This window comes from Acinetobacter sp. CWB-G5, from assembly GCF_019209785.1.
GTDB lineage: Bacteria > Pseudomonadota > Gammaproteobacteria > Pseudomonadales > Moraxellaceae > Acinetobacter > Acinetobacter johnsonii.
The window spans coordinates 113,963-138,006 of record NZ_JAHUTF010000008.1 but is presented as its reverse complement, the minus strand read 5'-3'; the positions used below and the strand labels follow the sequence as shown (position 1 = coordinate 138,006).

Here is a 24,044-nt window from a genome sequence, read left to right as displayed (position 1 = left end):
ACTCAGAAGTGAAACCTCTTAGCGCTGATGGTAGTGTGGAGTTATCCATGTGAGAGTAAGTCATCGCCAGCTCATTAATTCAAATCCCCCTAACTCAAATGAGATAGGGGGATTTTTTTATGCAAGGAAGGTTGAAAATATTAGATAAAACATAGCCTTTAAAATTTAATAGATTTAGTTTTTCACTTGAATTTGATGATTTATTATTCACTAAAAGAAATTTTAACTAACAATATGAATGCATTTTGAGCAATTGGGCAGCTATTTCATTTATACCTGTTGGAAAAGAATGGCTATAGTTAACTCGTGATCATGCAAAATATGCCAAAACAGGTTTTGATTTAGATTTTAATGTGCTCAATAAAAAAAGAAACCCCGACATCCTGTCGAGGTTTCTTTGTATTTCAGTGCTTAGACACAACTCCTGTTATATCTCACATCCTGATGCTCAAACTGATTATTGTTGTTTTAAGTTTGGGAAACATCCTGTTTCCTGATGATTTAAATATATGTTGTAAGCTCTTTTAAGACTAGTGGTCACTTTCCTCAGTATTTGTAAGCTTTAACTTATACAGATTCATCTTGTTACCAATGCGGGTAACGTTGTATTTATGATTTCTCTACAATGAATGGTGATCGTGCATTTAATGGGGAAGGCAATGCTGAGAAAAAAAGCTTTTTGTTTGTTGATGACAGTGAGTGCATTTTTTGGATTAATGGCATGTCATGGACAAAGACCAGCGGAGTCAGCAGCACAGGAACAACAGGCCAGTTCTGCTTCTTTAGGCACATCTATAGACCTCAAACGTATTGCTGAATTTAATGAGCCATGGGCATTAGCGGTATTGCCTGATGGGCGATTATTAATTACTGAAAGATCAGGACAGTTGATTTTATTTAGTCCCATCGATCAGACAAAGACTCTCATTAGGAATATACCTAAAGTGGCTTATGGTGGCCAGGGTGGATTGGGCGATATTGTTTTACATCCTGAGTTTGCACAAAACCATCAAATTTATCTTAGCTATGCAGAAGCAGGGCAAGAAGGTTTTGGTGCGGTTGTGATTCGTGCTGATTTGAATTTAGATCAGACACAGCCAAAATTAGATAACCTTAAAACGATATGGAAACAAGTACCCAAGGTGCGCGGGCAGGGACATTATGCACATCGGATATTATTTGATAGCGCAGGGAAATTATGGATTAGTTCGGGAGAACGGCAAAAGTTTGATCCTGCACAAGATTTAAAATCGAACCTTGGAAAAATGATTCGTTTGAATGATGATGGTTCGGTTGCCTTAGATAATCCATTTCAGGCGCAGGGGGATATCGCAAAACAAATATGGAGTTTGGGGCATCGTAATCCTTTAGGAATGGCTTTGGATGCCAAAAAACAACTTTGGGTGGTGGAGATGGGCCCCAAAGGTGGGGATGAGCTTAATTTAATTCAAAAGGCTAAAAACTATGGTTATCCAATCGTTTCGAATGGTGATCATTATAGTGGTGTGAATATCCCTGACCACGCCACGCGGCCTGAGTTTGAAGCGCCAAAATTAGACTGGACACCCGTAATTTCTCCATCGAGTTTGATTTTTTATACGGGACAGATGTTTCCAAAGTGGCAGGATAAAGCCATCATTGGTGGGCTTTCATCTAAAGTATTAATTATTGTAGACACCACAGCACAGCCAGTAAAAGAAATCCAACGGATAGATATGAAAGAACGTATCCGTGGTTTACAACAAGCGAAAGATGGCAGTATTTGGGTGATTGAGGATGGGAAACATGCAGATTTAATTCAGCTTCTTTCACATTAATCACCCAAACAGAGTGTTGCTAAGAAAGACGGTCTTAAAGCGCAGCATGTCGATCGGCATTGAAGACATTGGCTTGGATCTGCATCAGTTTTCGTTGTCCTTGTTTGCCATTCATCCGCCAATGGGCAATTTTAATATTATCGACCAAGGCGACATCCCCTTTTTGCCACTGGAGCAAGAGTGCATCGTGATATAAGGCTTCAAAGAAGTGCTGTTTTTCCTGATCGGTCCATTCAATTTTTTCACCTTCATGGGTAAAAAGTTCCCATGACAGTTGCATGCAGTTAGCCGTGGGGTCTGGTTGAAGCTTTCCTCGCTGCTTAAAGCTTTTTTGTGCAGCTTGGTGGGCAAAAGCGTTGGTATTGTTTGCAAAAGCCCACGGCTGGATCATCAACTTTTGCGTGTTCGGGTGTATGACAACGAAAGGTGAGCGTTTTAAGGTAAGTTTGGTTTCTTTATTTGGTTGTTTGTTGAAACGAAAGGGCTTTTTGTTTAATAGCAAGCGATCAAATAGATTAAGTTTACGTGTTGAAATATAAGAAAAATGATTCCATGCGCCTAAGTATTTTTGCTGTACGCTGACTGGAAAATGGGCCCAAATTTTTTCGAGGTTATTAAACCCTGTTTCGAGCACATGGTTCGCAGGTTCTTGGCAAAACAAGGCAATATAACGTGAGCGAGTCGAATGTAGGCCACCTTCGACATGTGGACCTTGAATTGAGTTTTCAACAGAGCCTAATTGTACCGTATTGCAGTTGAGGTAAGGTCTATCATCACTGACGCGATTTTCGCTATATTTACGCATGAGAGAGGCGAACCAACCTGATTTTTTAGGCGTAAATGTATGCCAAGGTTCAAGCTGAAAATGATGTTCGATCAACTCATGAAATTCATAGTGATGTTGTAATTTAAAGCCACGAAATAATAAGATGCCGTACTGATGCAACTCTTGCATAAGCTCTGCGCGATGGACTCTAATGTAGGCGGCTAGAGCATCTACATTGGTATATTCAGGATCAGCGACATAAATTTTGCAATAATCATTTAAAAGTGTGGTGTTTAGTTGCATGTGAATGGTCTCTATTTTTTGTTTTTTTAATTTATTGTATTGGACTGAAGCATTTTGGTGAAGCGGCAAATGTTCAGTGGGCGAGAGTATAAAGTGTAGTGCGAGCGCCAGATGTAATATTTCGTTGTACAGAAGAACATACCGACAAACGGTGAAAGTCTTAATATTTGATGGATCTAATTTATAGATTAGCGCTTAAATATGTACGTTGGACGGAAGTGATCATTTTCTAAATTTTGCATGTGTTTATATTTTTGTTTTATATCATTATCTTATGAATTTTTTAATTAAGATAGACATCCCAGTAGACCAATTTGGTTTGTATTCACGAGCATCTTTTAAAGCATTGAAGCATATAAGAGGTTAGTTAATATTTGATCTAGATTTGGGCTTGTGGAGAAGCATTGAGTTAAAAATCAATACAATTAAAAAGCCCCCGACATCCTGTCGAGGGCTTTTAAAATTCTTTCAAGCGGTATAACTCCTGTCCTACCGATCAGCATCCTGCTGTGTATGTTGTTATTTTTGTTTTTCATCTGAGACATCCTGTCTCTGTATGATTTAACTATAGCGTCGATGCTGTTTATTGAAAAGCCGACAAATACTTAAGTTACTGTAAGCAATAGCGTACAGAAGAATCTCATGCTTATGCGCTGACATATTTAATGAGTTTATCAATTGCTGCTTTTAGATTCTTCTCATCAAAAGGATTTGGTTCAAAATCTTCGGTTTTATTGCGTGAAAAAATATCTCGAATTTCAATCACCGCATTGGTATCGACCAGACCGAGTTGAGTACCGACTTGACGAATTTGGTCGATGGAGCGTGAGCCATTGGTCCCGCCATAACTGATATAGGCTGCAGGTTTGCCTTGCCATTCTTTGCCTAAGTAATCCAAGGCATTTTTAAGTGCAGGGCTATAACCATGATTGTATTCGGGGCTAATGAAAATAAAGGCATCACCTTGGGCAATGTGGTCGGCCCATGCTTGTTGTTTGGGTTGATCATAAATCCCTGTCATTGGGGGATTTGCACCTGAAAAAATTGGCAAATCCCACTCTTTTAAGTCGACTAATTCGAGTTGGACCGTATTGAGTTCAAGTTGTTCAAAGCCTTTTTGCACCCATCGCGCAACTTTAATGGCTGTTCGACCTTCGCGCACACTGCCTATAATGACCTGAATTTTCATGAAAAATCCTTGGGAAATAAATGTGATTACGCTACGGTAGTATGAAAATTAGGCTTTGCATAGATTGAATGTGTATCTGATCGACAAATGTTTGAGGCATTAAAAAAGCCCCCGAAGGAGCTTTGGCTGACACACAGACAGTCGATCTGTGGCTTTACATAATTTTGATGCCTTGTTGGCCGGCAGGGGTCACTTTGAAGATTTCCACTTCAAAGGTAATATCTTTACCTGCCAATGGATGGTTAAAGTCGACTTCGGTGATGTCATCACCTACAGTTTTAACCACACCATAAAGACTTTGTTTAGCTTTGTCCTCAAATTCAATCATGTGCCCTTCAATAGGACGCTGTTCAAATTTGACTGTATCAAACTGTTGTACGTTTTCAGGATTCCACGGGCCAAAAGCATCTTCTGGTGGTAGGCTTACAGTACGACGGTCGCCAGCACGTAAACCGAACAGTGCTTTTTCAAAACCAGGGAGTAAGCTACCATCACCCATTACAAGGCTCACAGGTTCTTCACGGCTACGTGTGTTATCAATTTCTACGCCATTTTCAATGCAAACAGAAAAATGTAACTCTACTTTTGAACCTTCGCTTACGCGAGTTTCTTCATTGGGATTAATAAAATCAGTCATGGTTTACTTCGGCACGTTGGATACGGTTTTTTTCGAGAAAAAAGGTATCGATCAACAAAAGGATCGTTCCTAGCGTAATCGCACTATCTGCAATATTAAACGCAGGGAAGTGGCTGTTTTGATAGTACACATGAATAAAATCAACCACATAGCCTAATGTTACACGGTCAATTAAATTCCCTATAGCACCACCTAAAATTAGGGCAATCGCGATGGGCAGCACTTTCACGGTTTTGGGCATACGCATCAGCCAAAACAGAAAAATGACAGACACAATACCTGCAAGAGAGGTAAAGAAATAGCGTTGCCAGCCGCCCGCATCGGACAAGAAACTAAAGGCTGCGCCATAGTTATGCAATAAAGTCCAATTTAAAAAGGGCAGGACTGGTACTGGATCTGCATAATTCAGATGGGTACTGGCAATCCATTTGGTCCATTGATCTAAGACAATGGCTAGAATAGCCAAACCTACCCACACCAAATTGTGCGGATAGAATTGGAATAAGCCCTTTTTATGTTGTGGGTTAGGCATACTTTCTCTCTTCGCCTTGGCCTGTAGGAAGGTTGATAATACAACGACCACATAGACCTGGATGTGTAACATGTGTATTCACATCTGGCAGAACATGCCAGCAGCGTACACATTTTTCACCATCAGCCGCCGAGACTTGAACATTCAGACCCGCCAGATCAGAGGCTTCACCTTGAGTTGCATCGAATGCATTGACCAAGACTTGTGAAGTGATCATAACAAATCGAAGTTCATCATCTAGACGATCCAGTACGTCTTTGAGTTCTGCATCTGCCCACAGTTCAACTTTGGCAGAGAGATTTGAACCCACAATTTTCGCGGTACGCGCAGTTTCGATGAACTTGTTCACCGCAGACTTCACTGCAATCAGGGTTTGCCAATCGGCTTCAGACAACAAGTTTGCTTTTGAAGCCACAGGAATGTCATACCATTCCGCAGTGAATACATATTTCTCAGTTTGTTCTGGAATGAGTGGCCATGCTTCTTGAGCGGTAAAGCTTAAGATTGGTGACATCCAACGTACAAAGGCTTGAACCAAATGATACAGCGCAGTTTGAGCTGAATGGCGCGCTTGTGAATCGGCTTTGGTGGTGTACTGACGGTCTTTGATGATGTCGAGGTAGAAACCACCCAAGTCATTGATACAGAAGTTGGTTAGTGCATTTGCCACGATATGGAAGTTCATATCTTCATAGGCTTGTTGAATGGTTTTCTGTACGTCCGCTGCACGTTGCAAGATGTATTGATCAAGTGCGATCAATTGATCTACAGGCAGTGCATCCGTCGATGGTTTGAAACCATTTAAGTTTGCCAATAAGAAACGCAAGGTATTACGAATACGGCGGTAGCCATCTGATGCACGGTTAAAGATTTCTTTACCAGCAGTCATTTCATAACGGTAATCGGCTGATGCAATCCAGAAACGTAAGCCATCTGCACCCATGTCTTTAATGATGTCTTGTGGGGTGATGATGTTGCCCAAAGATTTTGACATCTTACGGCCTTTTTCATCCACCACGAAGCCATGAGTCAGTAAGCCTTTGTACGGCGCACGTTCATTGATCGCAATCGAGGTGAGCAATGAAGACTGGAACCAACCACGGTGTTGGTCTGAACCTTCAAGGTATAAATCAGCAGGATCGGTGAGTTCTTCGCGTTCACGCAGTACGGCATAGTGCGTTGTGCCTGAGTCGAACCACACGTCTAAAGTGTCACGAACACAGTTGTACTGTTCCGCTTCATCCCCGATAAAATCTTTCGCTTCACGGTTATACCAAGCGTCAATTCCTTCTTGTTCGATCAACTTCGCGACTTCTTCGATCAACTCTGCTGTGCGCGGATGGAGTTCGTTGGTGTCTTTATGCACGAAGAATGGGATTGGCACACCCCACGTACGTTGACGCGAAATACACCAGTCGGGACGACCTTCGATCATGGCTTGAATACGGTTTTTACCCCAATCAGGTACAAAGCTGATCTCGTTTTCAATCGCATTTAACGCGTTTTGACGCAGACCTTGAGCATCCATGCTGATAAACCACTGTGGGGTCGCACGGAAGATAATCGGCGTTTTATGGCGCCAGCAGTGTGGGTAGCTGTGTTTGATCGGTTGATGTGCCCATAAGCGACCGACAGAACCCAAAGCTTCAATGATTTTTGGATTGGCTTTGTAGATGTGCTCACCTGCAAAAATCGGTGAAGTTGGTAAATACACACCATTACCGCCCACTGGGTTTTCAACTTTTAAGTTGTACTGTAAGCCAACTTTATAGTCGTCTACACCATGGCCAGGTGCCGTATGTACCGCCCCTGTACCGCTGGTTGCAATCACGTGTTCACCTAAAATCACAGGCACTTGGCGATCAGTCAGTAACGGGTGTTGTAATAATAGGTTTTCGATTACTGAGCCGTTAAAATCAGCTAGAACCACAGGGTTTTCAAGCTTATAACGCTCAACTGCTGATTCAACCAAGTCTTTAGCTAAAATAAAGTTTTGCACGCCACGGTCGGTGCTAACTTGAACAAGTTGATAGTCAATTTCAGCATGGACGGCAACCGCTTGGTTTGCAGGCAAAGTCCAAGGCGTGGTGGTCCAAATTACGATATCTGTTGCAGCGTCTACGTTGAGATTTAAACGTGCGCTTAAGTCTTTTAAGTCGACAACCGTAAAGCCAACGTCAATCGCGTCAGATTTTTTATCTTCATATTCCACTTCGGCTTCAGCCAAAGCTGAACCACAGTCTAAACACCAATTCACAGGTTTAAGACCTGGTTCGATATGGCCTGCTTTTGCAATCGCGCCAACAGAGCGCACAATGTCCGCTTCCTGCTTGAAGTTCATGGTCAGGTAAGGATTGTCCCAGTCACCAAACACGCCCATACGTACAAAGTCTTTCTTTTGCAGTTCAACTTGGGTGTAAGCATATTCACGGCAGGCTTTACGGAAAGTAGAAGCATCCACCTTCACACCCACTTTACCGACTTTCTCTTCTACTTTTAGTTCAATCGGAAGGCCGTGACAATCCCAACCCGGTACATAAGGGGCATCGAAGCCGTCGAGAATACGACTTTTAATAATGATATCTTTTAAAACCTTATTGACCGCATGACCCAAGTGAATTTGGCCATTTGCATAAGGAGGGCCGTCATGCAGGACATATTTTTTCTTGCCAATACGCGACGCACGAATCTGCTGATAAATGTTGTCGGCATACCACTCTTCTAACCATTTTGCTTCACGCACCGCAAGGTTTGCTTTCATGGCAAATTCGGTACCTGGGAGGTTGAGTGTGGCTTTATAATCCACTGCATTTTCAGTAGTTTGCTTATCGCTCATGCAAGATGTCTTCCAATTTAATCAGCGGCTCGGCTGACGCGTTTTACATAAAATTGATTGGTATTTAAAAGGGAAATGTGGGGGTGTTTTGGCGGAACTCAAGCAGTTTCACCACATCATCATCAATTCCCGCTTTTAGTGCTTCCAGCGAAGGGTAGTTCTTTTCACCATGTAAGTAGTTTAAGAAAGTGACCCGCATTAACAAGCCATACAGATTAGCAGAAACATCAGGGAAATGTACTTCTAATCGCCATTCTGGCTGTGCTTGTTGAATGGCTGGACGTGTTCCGACATGACCCGCACCAAAAAGCGCTGAATGGTCATATCCTGCAACCCCTAATCGATCAGGCTGGTCTGCTTTCACTTTGTCACGTAAAGACGTGGTTTCACACATCACATCTACACCATAAATGCCGTTTAAACAGGGTTTATGTCGGTTTAAACGTACATTAATGGTTGGAAAATCAAGGGTTCGGCCAATTTGGTCACCATATTGTACGCGACCCGTAATGCTATAAGGGCGCCCTAATAACTGAGCAGCCAGCGCCAAGTCCCCTGCGGCCAGTGTTTGGCGAATCCGAGTTGAACTGACGCGTTCACCTTCTGAGAGGATGGTTTCTAGATTGTGGACTTGAAAACCATAGTTTTCTAGAAATTCGCTGTTGCCTTGGCGGTTTTTACCAAAGTGAAAGTCATCGCCTAAAACTAAACTTTGGGCATTGAGTTTTTCTTTTAAAATATCGGCAAATTGTTCTGCACTTAAACTTCGGAAGCTGTTGTCAAATTTCGCGACCGCAATATAGTCCACACCCAGCTCAGTTAAATATTCGACTTTCTCACGCAATGACGAAATACGCGGTGGAGCATCATAACCTTTAAAGAATTCAAGTGGTTGAGGTTCAAAAATCATCACCACTGTTTTTAGATTTTGTTGTTTTGCAACGGCTTTGAGCTGATGAATCATGGCTTGATGACCCAAATGCACCCCGTCAAAATTACCGATGGTGACAGCGGTTTTTTCTAATTGGGTATTTGAGGGCAAAGCATTTAGACGGAGCAGCTTCATGGGCAAATCAAGTGCTTGGAATTAAGAACGGCTTATATATTGCCATATTCTTGGGCATTCGTCTTGTGGTTGTTTTTTGACAACGCAAAATTTAGTGCAAAGTATATTTATATCAATTTTATTGATTTATTTAATATAAATTAATCAATTTTTCTTATTTATAAATTTGACTAGTATAAATGTAGATTTTAAATGAGGCCGAACTCATGCAAAAACCATTTACACAACTTGGACAGCGCCACAATATCATTCGTCAATTCACCCCCAACTGGTTCACTGTCAGTATGGGAACAGGTGTCGTGGCATTAATTGTATCAGAGTTTCCGATGTTAAAGGCAATCACATGGCAACTGGGCACAGGGCTGTGGTATTTCAATATTTTACTGTTCGTACTTTTTAGTGTGCTATATGGCTTACGTTGGGCATTTTATCCGCACGAAGCCAAACAGATTTTTCAACATCCAAGTATGAGCCTATTTTTAGGGACGATCCCGATGGCGCTGGCCACCATCCTCAATGGCTTTTTAAAGTATGGTCAGCCTATTTATGGCGACACAGCTGTACAGATTGCTCAAGCGCTCTGGTATGCAGATGTAGTCTTGGCGCTCTTGGTGGCGTGGGCAGTTCCTTTTGCCATGTATCGGCATCAGGAGCATGCTTTACAGCAGATGACTGCGGTGTGGTTATTGCCGATCGTGGCCTGTGAAGTTGCAGCCAGCAGTGGTGGTTTATTGCTGGGGCATTTGGCAGCTGATACTCACGCCGTTGCGATTTTATTGGGGAGTTATGTGTTGTGGGGTGTTTCAGTATTACCCGCCTTTGCAATTTTAACGATTTTAATGTTGCGTTTGGTCTTACATAAATTGCCTGAAAAAGAGTTGGCGGTCAGCAGTTGGTTAGCTTTGGGACCGATAGGCACTGCTGCTTTGGCGTTATTGGTTCTGGGGCATCAGGCACCGATGCTGATGGCGAGTTTGGGCTTAACAGAACTAGGTCAGTTATTTCAGCAGGCGGGAATTTTGGCCAGTTTAATTCTGCTGGGTTTTGGGCTGTGGTGGTTGGGGATTGCGGTACTGACGACTTTGCACCATGCCAAACAGGATTTGCCGTTTAATTTGGGCTGGTGGGGACTGACTTTCCCATTGGGCGTATATACACTCGCAATCTTAACCTTAGCCCAGCAACTCAATTTGGCCTTCCTGTATGCCGTTGGCTATGCTTTTGCAGCCATACTGATGTTGTTATGGAGTTTGGTTGCAACCAAGACGGCACACGGTTTTTATCAAGGGGATTTGTTCTTTTCGCCCTGCTTAAAAACCTATTTAGAACAGCAGTATAAATGAGGTCTACAATCCTTTCAGTTTAAAGCGCCATCTGATCTTATGTAGGTTGTTTGAGCAGAGACCAGAGGCGCTTTTCTTTCGGATCGATTTGTTTTCTAATGGCACGCATGAAGTCTGTTAATTGAGTATTTTATGTCGGATGTTGCATTGATCATGGCTTTGCCGAATGAGTCTAAAGGATTGTTTGAGCAAGCAGGGATTGAAGTTCACTACAGCGGTATTGGTAAAGTCAACGCGGCCTATAAAGCATTTGAAGTCATTCAAAAAACAGGCTGTAAAACTCTGATTAATTTAGGTACAGCAGGCAGTACGTATTTTGATAAGCACGAATTGGTCGAAGTCTCTCAATTCGTACAACGTGACATGGATGTGTCTCCACTCGGTTTCACTGTCGGTTTTACCCCATTTGACACCATGCATCCTGCGGAAATTCATTTAGAACCGTTTTTCCAATACCTCCGCACTGGCATCTGTGGAACAGGGGATAGCTTTGAAACGGGTGAACCCAAAGTACCGTGTCATTTGGTTGATATGGAAGGATATGCGCTGGCAAAGGTCTGTAAAAAACAGGGTGTCCGTCTGATTTCGGTCAAATATATTTCAGATGGTGCCAACGACACCGCGCATTTGGACTGGGAAGACAATTTGTTATTGGGAGCTCAGAAATTATTAGCATTATTTGAAAGTATCTGAGGCTTTGATTCTGTCTTTTTCAATTCGGCGACCATAGAGTGCTATGGTCGTATGCCAAAATTACTCAGCTTTGAATAATTCAGACGGTGTTCGCGGGATCACGCCATACAGCATCATATGCACGGTATGTTGAATGACTCGTTGTTGCATACTGCGGTTACGTAGGGTTTTACCTGTTACCATTTCCATTTGCGTGGCAAAGTCAGCATAATTTTGTGTTAATGCCCAAATGTTGAGGATTAACAGCTCAGGGTCTATTTCAGTTGAAATTTTACCTTGCTCTTGCCAATTGCTAATGACTTTGGCTTTACGTTTGACCAACTTCTTTAAAGGCCCTTTGAGGATTTCCAAAATATGCGGAGCCCCTTGGATCACTTCTAACGCAAACAAGCGAGATGCTTTTGGTTGAGTCCGAGAAACCTCAATCTTTTGCAATAAGTAGTTGGTGATCGCTTCTTCCGGCTCTAAGTCAGCTTCTAACATCTGTAGTGGGGCTAACCATTTTTGTAAAACCGTCGTTAAAACTTCAACGTACAAAGCTTCTTTATTTTCATAGTAATAGAAAATATTCGATTTGTGCATTTCAGCAATCTGTGCGATTTCATCTAAGCTTGCTCCATTAAATCCATAGAGCGAGAAGACGTCTAGTGCAGCATTCAGCAGCTGATGGCGTTTTTGAGTACTCTTTTTCTGTTCCATTCTCTAATTTAAAAAACAATAAAAAGGGGGAAGGACAAATTGTACGGCAAATCATCAGATTTGTGCACAAAGTGGAAATTTAATTTTTTGAATAATGATCATTTATTCTGTAGATTGGCTCTTAAATTGCGATAAATTCTAAAAGTTGTCCAATAAAATATAATTATATAAAAACTATTTTGTCTAAACTATATGAAATGATTCAATGTGAAGTGGCATGTTTTGATAAAAATAACGTGAAATTTATTACATTATTTAAAATAAAGTATGCTTAAGTCATATGACAGTCTTCTGCTTTTTTGACTGAAATTCAGCATAAAAAATCCTTAGCCCCCCAAGCTAAGGATTTTTTAGTCTACTTATGTGGCTAAAACCGCATTTAACACCTGCTGTTCAAGGGTATTGAACGGCATATCTTTGACGCGAGGGCGGGGTAGGTCGACTTGAAACTCTTTGGCAATATGGCCACGGTCCAGCAAAATAATCCGATCGGCCAGTTGAACGGCCTCACTGACATCATGGGTGACTAAAATGGCGGTAAAGCCCTGTTCCGTCCATAATTTTTCAATCAAATTCTGCATGTCTAAGCGGGTTAAGGCATCGAGTGCACCCAAAGGTTCATCGAGCAATAAAATCCGTGGTTTATGTGATAAAGCCCGTGCCAAAGCGGTCCGTTGACGCTGTCCCCCAGAGAGCTGCGAAGGCCAAAGTCCCGCTTTTTCTTTGAGTCCGACTTTTTCAAGCAGACCCGAGGCAGTGGCATGTTGTTGTTTCGGCAGCCCCAGTTGTACGTTTTGTTCAATTGAACGCCATGGTAACAGTCGTGGATCTTGGAACATGACCCGTATATCGTCTGCGGTAATCCCTTCGCGGAGGTGTCGTGCGGACTTAAACTTAATTTCGCCGTAGCTTTGTTGTTCTAAGTTGGCAATCAGGCGCAGGAGGGTACTTTTACCACAACCACTGCGTCCGACAATGGCTAAAAACTCACCCGGCTGAATATGTAGATCTAAGTCTTCAAGGACTTTAACTGAACCATAAAACTTATGCAGTTGCTCGATAATAATTTCGGCCCCAAGCACCGCTTGAGGGTTAATGTCTTGATTGTGATTTGGCGGCGACGGAATATTGGCATGGCGACCAAGGCTTAAATCAGTCATCTCAAACTCCTTATTTTTGGTATCCTGCATGCCAGCGCAGCAGGTATTTTTCTAATGTGATGGCCAGTACATCAGCCAATTTTCCAAGTAGGGCATACAGTAAAATCCCCACCAAGACGATGTCGGTTTGTAAAAATTCACGCGCATTCATGGTCATATAACCGATGCCCGCTTGGGCAGAAATGGTTTCGGCAACGATCAGCAGGACCCATACCAAACCCAGTGAAAAGCGTAGTCCGACTAAAATAGAGGGCATCGCACCCGGTAAAATAATTTCTTTATACAGTTGCCAACGGGTCAAACCATAGCTTTTCCCCATTTCAATCAGTTGTGGATCTACCGAACGTATGCCGTGATAGGTGTTGATGTAAATGGGAAAAAAGACCCCGACCGCAACCAAGAACAGCTTGGCGGTTTCATCAATCCCGAACCATAAGATCACCAACGGAATAAGTGCCAGTGCAGGAATGTTTCGGATCATTTGTAGGGTGGTGTCGAGTAGGGTTGACGCCGTTTTCGATGAACCATTTAACAAACCCAGAAAGAGCCCTAACCCCCCACCCACCAATAGGCCGAGTAAGGCACGGCCTGCACTAACTTGCACATGCTTCCATAGTTCACCACTCAGTAGCAGGTGCCAAAAAGCAGTAACCACTGCCGTTGGTGCAGGTAAAATCCGACTTTCTAAAATTCCTGTGCTGGAGGCAATTTGCCAAAGCACAATCAAGCCGATAGGAAAGAGCCAAGGCAGCAATAGCTGCCCTAACTGAGTTCCACGTGAAACCTTTTCCTGTTGGAGGGTTTGCACTGAAACAATTTTGGACATTAGGCAGGCTCCTGAATCACTTTGGTTTTTTTGTTTTCATCGGGTGTGTAGTTGTTTGCCACAATCTCACCAAAGGGGCCTGTTAAATTTGGCTGTGCTAACTTTGCTTGAGTTTCAAGCGGTAGGAGTGGGAACACCAACTCGGCAAAACGAATCGACTCTTCAAGATGTGGATAGCCTGAGAAAATAAAGGTGTTGATGCCCAAGTCGGCATATTCTTGAATACGGGCTGCAACCGTTTCAGGGTCACCGACCAATGCCGTACCTGCACCCCCACGAACCAGACCTACGCCAGCCCAAAGGTTTGGGGACACTTCAAGTTTGCTGCGGTCACCATTGTGTAGTTCAGCCATGCGACGTTGACCGACCGAGTCCATGCTCTTAAATTTGGCTTGTGCCGCAGCAATGGTGGCATCATCGACATATTGAATGAGCTCTTCCGCCGCTTGCCATGCTTGTTCATTGGTTTCACGCACAATCACATGCAGACGAATACCATAGTTGAGTGTACGACCTTTGGCTTCAGCTTTGGCACGGACAGTGTCAATTTTGTCTTTGACTGCGGCAGGGGGTTCGCCCCATGTCAGATAAGTATCGACCTGATCAGTGGCTAACTCGATGGCATCATCCGATGAGCCGCCAAACCAAAGTGGAGGGTAGGGTTGTTGCACAGGTGGATATAGCAGTTTTGCATCATCTACGTTTAGGCGTTCGCCATGAAAGGTAAAGCTTTCACCTGTATGGGAGCGGGTTAAAATCTCACGCCAAATTTTGACGTATTCATTGGCAGTTTTATAGCGAGTCGAGTGGTCTTCATAAACGCCATCGCCTTGCAGTTCTTTTTCATCGCCACCTGTCACCAAGTTCAATAAAACCCGACCATTGGAGAGACGGTCAAAGGTGGCTGCCATCCGTGCAGCCAATGCCGGAGTGGTCACGCCTGGACGTAGTGCAACTAGGAATTTTAATTTTTTTGTGGCATCAATTAGGCTGGCTGCGGTCAACCATGGGTCTTCACATGAACGACCTGTTGGAATCAGCACACCTTCATAACCCAAATTATCCACGGCAACCGCAATCTGTTTCATATAGGCATGGTCCACTTGACGAGCACCTTTGCTGGTACCTAAGTAGCGACTGTCACCGTGAGTTGGGATAAACCAGAAAATTTTCATTTTAAAAAATCCTTAGATAGAGTCGTTTAAGGTTTGCTCGGTGCAACCCAAACGGTACTTTGAACTTGAATGTGTTTCGGAATGAGCTGGACTTGTTGGAACAAATCCGCAATTTGTTGTTGTGCTTGCACCACTTCAGGCGTCAGGGTTTGAATTGGTGAAGGCTTCAGACGTTTGTCGATGACGCGTTGGGCAATAGAGGGCTGTAAACCTGTACTTTGGGTATAGACCGAAAGTGCTTGTGCTTGGTTTTTCAGTACCCATTGATCGGCCAAATTTAGCCCGTGAATGAACTGAGCGGTGGCCTCAGGGTAGGTCTGAATGAACTTGGGGTTACCAATATAAAAAGAATAGGTTTGCGGAAATGCCGTGCCATCAATCAAGACTTTGGCCTGTGCATCTTGCTCTGCTGCACTGAGGTAGGGTTCCCAAATGGCCCATGCATCGATGGATTGTTTATCAAACGCGGCACGCGCATCCGCAGGGGGCAGCCAAATCGGTTGAATGTCCTGCCAACTGAGTCCTGCTTTTTGTAAGACTTTCGCCAGTAACTCATGTGCGCTTGAGCCGCGTTGTACCGCAATCCGTTTGCCTTTTAAGGCCTGTATTGAATCAATGGAACTATTTTTAGCAATCAACAGCGCTTGAGCATTGGCCGGAACCTGCTCATAGCCGACATAACTCAGCTCTTTGTCAGCGGCTTGGGCAAAGATCGGTGGGGTATTGCCCACAGAGCCAAAATCAACTGCGCCGACGGCCAAGGCTTCTAACATTTGTGGGCCAGCGGGGAATTCTTTCCATTCAATTTTGGCTTGAGGAAATTGTTGCTCAAATAATTTTTGCTCACGTGCGACCAACAGGTTCAAAGACGACTTTTGATAGCCAATCGACAGGGTTTCAACTGGATCTGCTGCCTGCTTTTCAGAAGTATTTGTTGCTGCCGTGTCTTGTTTTTGGCATGCCCCGAGTCCCAGACTCAAGGTGACGATGCCAATACTGGAAACTGTTTTCAGTGTTTTCATAATGATCTCATTATTTTTGTTTAATAATGGCAGCGTCAATATTCAGCTGGTTCGGAATGAGTTTTTGTTGATAGAAAGCATCCGCAACGTACTGCTGTTTTTTTGCGACTTCGGCTGAAATGGGTTGAACGCCAAAGCCCATACGACCAATCGAAGTTTGTAAAATGTCTAAAGACAAGCCTGTCGGTTTTTCTAACAATTTGGCTGCTTGTTGTTGATTTTGTTCGACCCACTGTGTGGTGGTGTTGAGTTCATTCACGACCGTTTTTAAAACTTCTGGATGGGTTTCGGCAAACTTACGATCTGCCAAATAGAACTGATGATTACTGACTAAGTTTTCTCCGGTAGCAATCACACGTGCTGAGATTTGGTGTTCAGCGGCAGCAAAGAAGGGATCCCAAATGACCCAAGCATCAACTGCACCACGTTCAAATGCGGCACGTGCATCCGATGGCGGAAGATACACCGCTTCAATATCAGAAAGTTTCAGGTTATTTGCTTCTAACAGTTTGAGTAGCAGGTAATGCACATTTGAACCTTTGTTGAGTGCAATCCGTTTGCCTTTTAAATCTTGGATGCTTTGAATCTTTGAGTCTTTTTGTACGATCAGTGCTTCTGCTTTAGGTGCAGCAGGTTGGTTGGCAATGTAAACCAAGTTCGAATTTGCAGCTTGTGCGAAAATCGGAGGGGCTTCACCTGCTTCACCAAAGACCACACTGCCGACATTTAAGCCTTCGAGGAGCTGTGGACCTGCAGGAAACTCGACCCATTTCACTTGGACATTTTGTGCTTTAAGCGCCGTTTCTAAAGTGCCACGCTCTTTAACGATTGGCAAAATGCCATATTTTTGAAAGCCAATATTGAGTGTGACGGTTTCAGCTTCTTTTTTCCCACATCCAGATAACATCATGGCACCCACGACTGCTGCAGAAAGAACGCTTGTTTTGATCCAGAACTGTGCTCGAGAAGTGCTCATGTGTTTCATAACTCCAAATAAATAAGGTGAGTGAGTTGGTGAACACATACGCTAATAGGCATTTCTTTTCAGAAAAAATAAGAAATCGGGCTTTAGACATGAAAAAAAAAGATAAAAACAAAAGTGCAAAACTTATGCAAAAAACAGCAATATAAAAAACATAAAATATAAAATTTATTGAGGTTAAATTATTGATATTTATTATTTAAAAGGTATTTTTGTTTTTGGAATAAGCTTAGTGTTTCACTCAATATAGATTTGAGCGATTTTTGCGGTGTTTTCTAGATAAAGATATGAGAAATAAAGATATCCATAATCCTGCAAAAGCCACTTAAAGTGGCTTTTTAAAGACGAGTGAGTTGCGCTGATAGTTGTATAAGGCTTGGCGTGCATTGGGAAGTTCATCGACATTGGCCGTTTCAAAGCCATGTTCTAAGAACCAATGTGCAGTACGTGTGGTCAGTACAAACAACTGTTGAATGCCCATACTGCGGGCTTTACCTTCGAGATAATGCAAAATTTGGCTGCCGCGATTTGATTTGCGATAGCTAGGATCGACTGCGACACAGGCAATTTCGGCACTGCGGATTTCACCCTCTGCCGCTGGCAGTGGGTAGAGCGCAGCACAGGCCAAGATCATGCCATCACGTTCAATCACCGCAAATTGGCCAATTTCGTTTTCGAGACGTTCACGTGAGCGATAAACCAAAATGCCTTCTTCTTCAAGTGGGCGTAATAGGTTAATCAGCCCGCCGACATCTTGAATGTTGGCCATACGGACTTCTTCATAATGGGCATCGGTAATCATGGTGCCCGAACCATCACGCGTGAAGAGCTCCTCAACCAAGGCACCATCATAAGCATAGGAAATCAGATGGACACGATGGACGCCATGCGTGGAGGCCTTTTTGGCACCGCGTAAATGCACGGCAATGTCTGGATTCGAATCTTGGTATTTTTCAATTTGTGCATCGAGCTTGTGTGGCGAAATTTCGCGTTGCAACTGACCATGTTCATTGAGCAGACCATGTTGTTTACCCAAGAAAATCAATTTGTCTGCTTTAAGATGAATCGCCGTGCGGGTCGCCACTTCTTCAGCCAACAGATTGAATACTTCGCCTGTGGTGGAATAGCCAGTTGGCCCGAGCAGCACAATATTGTGGTTATCCAAATGGCGTTGAATGGCATCGGTATCGACCGTACGGACTTCGCCGGTTAACTGAAAATCGACCCCATCGCGAATGCCATAGGGCTTGGCTGTGACAAAATTCCCTGAAACTACATCAATACGTGCACCATACATCGGCGAGTTGGCTAGTCCCATGGAGAGTAAGGCTTCAATTTGCAAACGAATCGAGCCCACCGCATTCATTACACAGCCCAGAGATTCTCGGGTGGTGACGCGACGATACTGATGAAACGGCGTTTGTAGTTGGCTTTGTTTTAAGTTGTGGTTGATTTGCGGTCGTGCTCCATGCACCAAGATCAGGCGAATCCCGAGTGAATGCAGCAGGGCAATGTCGTGAATAATATGTTGAAAGTTATCATGCTGAACGGCTTCACCATCGAACATAATCACAAAGGTTTTATTACGGTGAGCATTGATATAAGGCGCAGAATGTCGAAACCAATGCACATACTGCAAAGTTGTACTGTGATGTGTTTCGATGGAATTCGTTTGCATGCCTATCTCAAAATGAACTGCTTAGCATGATTTTAATCAAAAAATGCAGAAGAGGAAGTCTTAAATAGAAAAACACCTGAAGCAACGTTCAGGTGTTCTATCGGTTTTGCGACACTAGCCAGAATTAACCGATAATACGCAGGATACGGTTATTACGTTCATTGACTAAAACATAGTTACCATTGACCTTATACCACTGTTGGTAGCGCCCAGTGTTGGGTAGGCGACGTGCTTCGCGGTCACTGACATGATAACGCGATGAGTCATAGCCGCGTGGCAAAGTTTGACCTGAGCGCCAGTCTCGGCTTGGGTTAACACGTTTGTTTTGGTAGCGGTTGTCATTGTCCCAACGGCGGTCATCGCGATGATCCCAACCGGAGTCATGATCATGCGAGCGGTCATAGTACTGTGGTGCCGCCATTGCAGATGTAGCCATGAGCGCGCCTAAAGAGAGTGTGATTGCAGTCAGAATTTTTTTCATTGCTTTCGTCCAGTATTAGTCTTGTTTCGATCATTCAAAATTAGCGAATAACTCTAGAGAAAGCGTGAGGGCTATTTAGGTGAATTGTGAAATGTATGAAGAGACTGAGGAGATTGTTGTTTTTCTGCAATGCTTGCAAACAAAAGCTTTGGCACATAAAAAACCTGAAACAACGCCTTCCATGCTGTGTCTGACTGTGGTCTCTTAAGAGGAGTATGCAGTCGTACTAAAGCGGGTGAAAGGGTGTTGATTCAGGTCTCAATAATAATGGTCGCTGCGTTGTACAAAATGAAGCGTAGATTAAAGCCCCATAATCCGCAGAATATTGTTGCTGTCTGCGTCGACTAAGATATAGTCATTATTGATTTTGTACCACTGCTGGTTTCGGTTTGGCTTTGGAAGATTATGGTCTTTATATTCGACTTTATAGCCGTTACCACGGTAATGCTGTGGCATGACATAACCTTGTTGCCATTTATGCTGTTGTAAACGTTTGACACCGCGCTCTTCGCGCATACGTCGACGATCTTGCTGATCGTCATCATCTGAATCGCGAAAGTCACGTCCGCGGGGCTCATTGCCATAGCGTGGATGATCGTGGTCAAACTGAGGGGCAGCAGTACTGAGACTGCTTGCCATCAAAGCACTGAAAGAGATTGCCAATACTGTCAAAATCTTTTTCATGTTGAATCCTCATTAAGGTAATTTCATTCTTTCCTATAATGTACGAAAAAAATGCAGAGAAACTGTGAAGATGAATTGGGTATTTATTAACAAATGCAGAGATATTAAGAAGATTATGCCCAATTCTAAGCCTGAATTAAATCATCAATTGCGCCAAAGTCCAAAGCAAACAGTTTGTTTCTTCTGATTTTTGACTCATTTTGAGGGCTCAGATCTCCCTTTGTCAAAGAACGCATAGTGCATTATTTAATTCCACTGCTGCGTCAGATGTTGTAATGAACGGATTAAATGAACCACTGATTCAGCTTGGCTGACATCTTCTAAAGCACAAATCAAGCTTTCGGGGAGTTGTAAATGATGGATATGACGAATAGTGTCATGTTTACGTTGCAAATCAGCCATGCTGCATCCTTATTTTCAATTCTTGATCAATCAGAATGATAAATAGGAAATTTTGATCTTAAAAACCGAATATTTTTATTAAAATAATTTAAAAATACGATTTAAAATATCGAGCTAGCCAAGCTGAGTTTTAACTTGACTGATTCGGCTTAATAGGCGTAGTTGAGGTCGGTATAATCACTCAATGATTTCTGTACATGCACTTGGATAAATTCACGTACATCGGCTGCAGTCATCGGTTCACCATTTTTACTGATGGCATGCTCAATGTCGGGCTGACCTTCAATTTTGATGCGATAAACAAAGCTTTTCTTGGCTTTGTATTGTTCATTATTCTTGGCAATGACCGTGACGTAGTGATAGCTATGTTCAAAGTTCAAGTCGGTATGGGCAAAAACAAACTGGTCGAAAAGTTTCAGTGTGGCGCCATTTTCTAGCGCTTGAAGTTCCTCCACAATACTGGCTTCAAACTTCATTCCATATTTGTCTGAAATGGGTTGTTGGTCAATCAACAGGCTAACCATACCATCTTCAGTGGGTTGTACAGTGATGTTGCTCAAGTCCGTCATGGCATTTGCTTCAAAAATGGAGTTGGGCATCAGTATCCGCAAAAATTAAAAAAAGACAACCTTTTCTGAACTTGAGATCATGTTGCAGATGACTAAGCTTCAGTTTGACGCATAAAAAAAGGAAGCCGAAGCTTCCTTTTGAGTGAATACTTTTAGTCTTGTGCATCAATACTTTGACCATTCATATGTAAGCTGTCATCGCCCATCAAGTACAGATAGGCAGGCATGATATTTTCAGGCGTTGGCAATGTTTTTGGATCTTCATCGGGATAGGCTTTGGCACGCATTGCAGTGCGCGTAGCCCCTGGATTGATACAGTTAAAGCGGATATTCGGTGAGGTATTTTCTTTGGCAAATAGTTGGCTGACCGCTTCAATCGCGATCTTAGACACCGAATATGCGCCCCAACGTTCACGCGTTTCACGTCCGACACCTGAGCTGGCAAAAACCACGGAGGCATGCTCAGATTTTTTCAGGAGTGGCATTAACTCTTGAGTCATAACGAATGGCGCACGCAAGTTGACGGCCATGACATCATCCCAGACATCGACAGGATAATTTTCCAGTTCGGTGCGCTCACCCAAGATGCCCGCATTATGCAAAATGCCATCTAGGCGCCCAAATTGGCGCTCTAAAGTGTCGACCAATAATTCATAATCACGAGGAGAGGCGCTCGACAGCTGTAAGGGTAAAATTGCAGGTTGCGGCGCACCTAAGCCTTCAATTTCATCATAAATGACTTCGAGCTTATTTAAGGTACGCCCATGCAGCACTACAGTTGCGCCGTGTAGGGCATAACTTAATGCAGCAGCACGACCAATACCATCGCCCGCACCTGTAATTAAGATGATGCGATCCTTGAGCAGATCGGGGCGAGGTTGATATTCTGAATATTTCATCATTACCTCCTCGTTATTTTGATTTTTTAATTGTGATCAAGTCAGTGAGTTGGACGGTGTAGTTTGATTCACGAGAGACTGAATAACATCGTCCAATTCAGCCACAGTCTTCACTATACAATCTGCTTGCCACGCTGTTAAGTCATCTTTGTGCGCGAATGGTAAATAACCATAAGCCACCAAAATGGTATACATTTGTGCGTTACGACCCGCGTCGATGTCACGTGGATGATCGCCGACATAGATACAGTCTTCAGGCGCAATCGCGATGTGCTTGGCAGCTAAATACATCGGCTCAGGATCAGGCTTAGTCTGAGAGACATCTTCAGGGCAGACCAAAACAGCACAGCGCTCTGTCAAATTCAGCGCATCTAATAATGTTTCACTGAGCCAGCGCGGTTTATTGGTGACGATGCCCCAAGGAATCTCTTGGCTTTCAAGTTTTTCAATAAGCGGATACATGCCCGAAAACAGGTCAGTATCTACTGCGATATTGGCACCGTATGTATCTAAAAAACGCTGACGATGTGCCAGAAAAATCGGGTCTTCGACTTCCAGTTCTGGATAAACCAATTTCACCATCGCCCGTGCACCTTCAGAGACTTGGCTACGGATTAGGTCTGCATCGACCACAGCGATGCCTTTTTCACGGCACATGTCTTGAATAATGCGAATAAAGTCGGCGGCAGTGTCGATCAGTGTGCCATCAAGGTCAAATAAGACGGCTTTCATGCAGCACCTTCTTTGATGGTATAGACCATGTAATTGACATCGACATTTGGCGCTAACCAATAGCGTTTGGTCAAGGGATTGTAATGTAAACCCGTCATGTCTTTCAGTTTGAGCCCTGCGCCGCGAATATCATGTGCCAGTTCTGAGGGCTTAATGAATTTTTGATAATCGTGGGTGCCTTTGGCTAACATGCGCAGTACATATTCAGCGCCAATAATAGCAAACAGGTAGGCTTTGGGATTACGGTTAATGGTGGAGAAGAATACATGACCACCTGGTTTCACCAGTTTATGGCAGGCTGCAATGATTGAGGCTGGATTGGGTACGTGTTCCAACATTTCCATGCAGGTCACGACATCGTATTGTCCTGCTTGTTCTTCTGCGAGCTGCTCCACTGGAATTTGGCGATATTCGATATGCTCAACACCTTCTTGTTCTGCATGTAAACGTGCCACATTCAGGGGGGCTTCGCCCATATCAATGCCGAGGACATCTGCACCACGACGTGCCATACTTTCAGCTAAAATTCCGCCACCACAGCCGACATCAAGGACTTTTTTCCCATTGAGTCCACCTGCATGTTCATCAATCCAGTTTAAGCGCAGTGGATTGATCATATGTAAAGGGCGGAATTCCGAGTGCTGATCCCACCATATGGCAGCAAATGCTTCAAATTTGGCAATTTCTTGTGGATCAACATTCAGTTGCGACATCGTCGGCACCTCAATTTAAGTCATGATATTTAAAATGTTCAATAGGGCTTAGTGTAGCGTTTATTCTAGAAAAAGCGATAAAAGCCTGAAAAAAGTTCACAGAATGAAAACGAATTTGGCATATTTGATTTATAGTATTTGCATAAACTTATCATAATGATTTTGAGGACAATAAGTTCAATGAAAAAACTCCTTTTGAGTGGATTAGCAACCGCTGTTTTCGCTATTTCTGGTAGCGCATTGGCTGCAAATTTTGTAGCTGGTCAGGACTATATCGTCGTACCAACACCTGTACAGGTGGAAGTGCCAGGAAAAATTGAAGTCCGCGAATTCTTTTGGTATGGCTGTGGTCACTGTTTTAAACTTGAACCGCATATGCAGACTTGGTTGAAAAAACTACCGAAAGATGTACGTTTTGTGCGTACCCCAGCAGCCATGAATCCAGTGTGGGAACAAGCGGCGCGAGCTTATTATGTGTCTGAGGCTTTAGGTGTACGTAAAAAGACCCACCTGACGTTATTCCATGCCATTCATGATCAAAATCAACCAATTCTAGAGCAACCTGCTTTAGCCAAGTTCTATACTCAGTTTGGTATTCCAGAAGCGAAATTTAACAGTACTTATAAATCATTTGCCATTACTTCAAAAATTGCCCAAGCACAAGACTTAGCCAAGCGCTATCAACTCAGTGGTGTTCCTGCGGTGACGGTGAATGGTAAATATATTGTGCAAGGTGAAGATGCTAAAGTGACTCAAGTCGTTGATTACTTGATTGAAAAAGAACGTGCTGCAAAATAAGCTGAATCTGTTTGTAAGTCCTTATTCAGTTAAAAAAGCCTG

General features: G+C 43.3%; 24 protein-coding genes. 4 read left to right on the top strand and 20 right to left on the bottom strand.

Annotated features, from left to right (window positions below; genetic code table 11):
• Positions 1-659: 659 nt before the first annotated feature.
• Positions 660-1,817 carry a PQQ-dependent sugar dehydrogenase gene (locus KVY11_RS13025; RefSeq protein ID WP_218289191.1) on the top strand — a complete coding sequence of 386 codons (1,158 nt, stop codon included), beginning with the start codon at positions 660-662 and terminating at the stop codon, positions 1,815-1,817.
• 34 nt (positions 1,818-1,851) lie between these two features.
• On the opposite strand, the gene KVY11_RS13020 is transcribed toward KVY11_RS13025, so the two are convergent.
• The 6 genes from KVY11_RS13020 to ribF all read right to left on the bottom strand — a co-directional run bounded on the left by KVY11_RS13020 (position 1,852) and on the right by ribF (position 9,146).
• Positions 1,852-2,886: a TauD/TfdA family dioxygenase gene (locus KVY11_RS13020; RefSeq protein ID WP_218289190.1), complete on the bottom strand. Its 1,035-nt coding sequence runs from the start codon at positions 2,884-2,886 to the stop codon at positions 1,852-1,854.
• Positions 2,887-3,532: 646 nt separating this feature from the next.
• Entirely contained in the window at positions 3,533-4,075 is a 543-nt protein-coding gene (locus KVY11_RS13015) for an NADPH-dependent FMN reductase (RefSeq protein ID WP_114836732.1), read from the bottom strand.
• Between the two features lie 154 nt (positions 4,076-4,229).
• The gene (locus tag KVY11_RS13010; RefSeq protein WP_004684162.1) at positions 4,230-4,712 is read right to left on the bottom strand and encodes a peptidylprolyl isomerase; all 483 of its coding nucleotides are present in this window, start codon (positions 4,710-4,712) and stop codon (positions 4,230-4,232) included.
• Positions 4,705-5,244 carry a signal peptidase II gene (gene lspA / locus KVY11_RS13005; RefSeq protein ID WP_010325539.1) on the bottom strand — a complete coding sequence of 180 codons (540 nt, stop codon included), beginning with the start codon at positions 5,242-5,244 and terminating at the stop codon, positions 4,705-4,707. Before lspA ends, KVY11_RS13010 begins: the two co-directional genes overlap by 8 nt.
• The gene (ileS, locus tag KVY11_RS13000) at positions 5,237-8,080 is read right to left on the bottom strand and encodes an isoleucine--tRNA ligase (RefSeq protein WP_218289189.1); all 2,844 of its coding nucleotides are present in this window, start codon (positions 8,078-8,080) and stop codon (positions 5,237-5,239) included. The genes lspA and ileS overlap by 8 nt, the downstream gene beginning before the upstream one ends.
• A 64-nt stretch (positions 8,081-8,144) precedes the next feature.
• On the bottom strand, positions 8,145-9,146 hold the full coding sequence (gene ribF, locus KVY11_RS12995; protein ID WP_218289188.1) for a bifunctional riboflavin kinase/FAD synthetase: 1,002 nt from the start codon (positions 9,144-9,146) through the stop codon (positions 8,145-8,147).
• A gap of 206 nt (positions 9,147-9,352) precedes the next feature.
• Here ribF and KVY11_RS12990 point away from each other — a divergent pair, with 206 nt between their 5' ends.
• Together KVY11_RS12990 and KVY11_RS12985 are read left to right on the top strand one after the other, a co-directional pair.
• Positions 9,353-10,489: a TDT family transporter gene (locus KVY11_RS12990; protein ID WP_218289187.1), complete on the top strand. Its 1,137-nt coding sequence runs from the start codon at positions 9,353-9,355 to the stop codon at positions 10,487-10,489.
• Positions 10,490-10,621: 132 nt separating this feature from the next.
• The gene (locus tag KVY11_RS12985) at positions 10,622-11,182 is read left to right on the top strand and encodes a 5'-nucleosidase (RefSeq protein WP_218289186.1); all 561 of its coding nucleotides are present in this window, start codon (positions 10,622-10,624) and stop codon (positions 11,180-11,182) included.
• A 60-nt stretch (positions 11,183-11,242) separates the two neighbouring features.
• Here the strand turns inward: KVY11_RS12985 and KVY11_RS12980 are convergent, their stop codons facing one another.
• From KVY11_RS12980 to ubiG, 14 genes are all read right to left on the bottom strand, one after another.
• Positions 11,243-11,881, bottom strand: a complete 639-nt coding sequence (locus KVY11_RS12980) for a TetR/AcrR family transcriptional regulator (RefSeq protein WP_004684172.1) — start codon at positions 11,879-11,881, stop codon at positions 11,243-11,245.
• A gap of 359 nt (positions 11,882-12,240) precedes the next feature.
• Entirely contained in the window at positions 12,241-13,041 is an 801-nt protein-coding gene (locus tag KVY11_RS12975; protein WP_151837245.1) for an ABC transporter ATP-binding protein, read from the bottom strand.
• Positions 13,042-13,051: 10 nt separating this feature from the next.
• The gene (gene ssuC / locus KVY11_RS12970; protein ID WP_218289185.1) at positions 13,052-13,867 is read right to left on the bottom strand and encodes an aliphatic sulfonate ABC transporter permease SsuC; all 816 of its coding nucleotides are present in this window, start codon (positions 13,865-13,867) and stop codon (positions 13,052-13,054) included.
• Positions 13,867-15,042 carry an FMNH2-dependent alkanesulfonate monooxygenase gene (ssuD, locus tag KVY11_RS12965; protein ID WP_218289184.1) on the bottom strand — a complete coding sequence of 392 codons (1,176 nt, stop codon included), beginning with the start codon at positions 15,040-15,042 and terminating at the stop codon, positions 13,867-13,869. Before ssuD ends, ssuC begins: the two co-directional genes overlap by 1 nt.
• A 26-nt stretch (positions 15,043-15,068) precedes the next feature.
• Positions 15,069-16,064: an aliphatic sulfonate ABC transporter substrate-binding protein gene (locus KVY11_RS12960; protein ID WP_218289183.1), complete on the bottom strand. Its 996-nt coding sequence runs from the start codon at positions 16,062-16,064 to the stop codon at positions 15,069-15,071.
• 10 nt (positions 16,065-16,074) lie between these two features.
• Complete coding sequence (locus KVY11_RS12955) at positions 16,075-17,040, bottom strand: sulfonate ABC transporter substrate-binding protein (protein WP_218289182.1); 966 nt, start codon at positions 17,038-17,040, stop codon at positions 16,075-16,077.
• A gap of 331 nt (positions 17,041-17,371) precedes the next feature.
• Positions 17,372-18,724, bottom strand: a complete 1,353-nt coding sequence (gene argA / locus KVY11_RS12950; protein WP_058868595.1) for an amino-acid N-acetyltransferase — start codon at positions 18,722-18,724, stop codon at positions 17,372-17,374.
• Between the two features lie 124 nt (positions 18,725-18,848).
• Complete coding sequence (locus tag KVY11_RS12945) at positions 18,849-19,205, bottom strand: RcnB family protein (RefSeq protein WP_218289181.1); 357 nt, start codon at positions 19,203-19,205, stop codon at positions 18,849-18,851.
• A 300-nt stretch (positions 19,206-19,505) separates the two neighbouring features.
• A complete protein-coding gene (locus KVY11_RS12940; protein ID WP_004983820.1) occupies positions 19,506-19,889 on the bottom strand; it encodes an RcnB family protein in 384 nt (127 codons plus the stop codon).
• A 246-nt stretch (positions 19,890-20,135) separates the two neighbouring features.
• A complete protein-coding gene (locus KVY11_RS12935; protein WP_164836596.1) occupies positions 20,136-20,291 on the bottom strand; it encodes a hypothetical protein in 156 nt (51 codons plus the stop codon).
• A 149-nt stretch (positions 20,292-20,440) separates the two neighbouring features.
• Entirely contained in the window at positions 20,441-20,860 is a 420-nt protein-coding gene (locus KVY11_RS12930) for a hypothetical protein (protein WP_218289196.1), read from the bottom strand.
• 152 nt (positions 20,861-21,012) lie between these two features.
• Positions 21,013-21,759 carry a YciK family oxidoreductase gene (locus KVY11_RS12925; RefSeq protein WP_005401600.1) on the bottom strand — a complete coding sequence of 249 codons (747 nt, stop codon included), beginning with the start codon at positions 21,757-21,759 and terminating at the stop codon, positions 21,013-21,015.
• 36 nt (positions 21,760-21,795) lie between these two features.
• Positions 21,796-22,491: an HAD family hydrolase gene (locus tag KVY11_RS12920; RefSeq protein WP_218289180.1), complete on the bottom strand. Its 696-nt coding sequence runs from the start codon at positions 22,489-22,491 to the stop codon at positions 21,796-21,798.
• Entirely contained in the window at positions 22,488-23,204 is a 717-nt protein-coding gene (ubiG, locus tag KVY11_RS12915) for a bifunctional 2-polyprenyl-6-hydroxyphenol methylase/3-demethylubiquinol 3-O-methyltransferase UbiG (RefSeq protein WP_218289179.1), read from the bottom strand. Before ubiG ends, KVY11_RS12920 begins: the two co-directional genes overlap by 4 nt.
• Before the next feature lie 180 nt (positions 23,205-23,384).
• Between ubiG and KVY11_RS12910 the strand changes: the two genes are divergently transcribed.
• Positions 23,385-24,002 (top strand): thiol:disulfide interchange protein DsbA/DsbL, encoded by a 618-nt coding sequence (locus KVY11_RS12910; RefSeq protein ID WP_004684194.1) that lies wholly within the window; start codon positions 23,385-23,387, stop codon positions 24,000-24,002.
• Positions 24,003-24,044 lie beyond the last annotated feature (42 nt).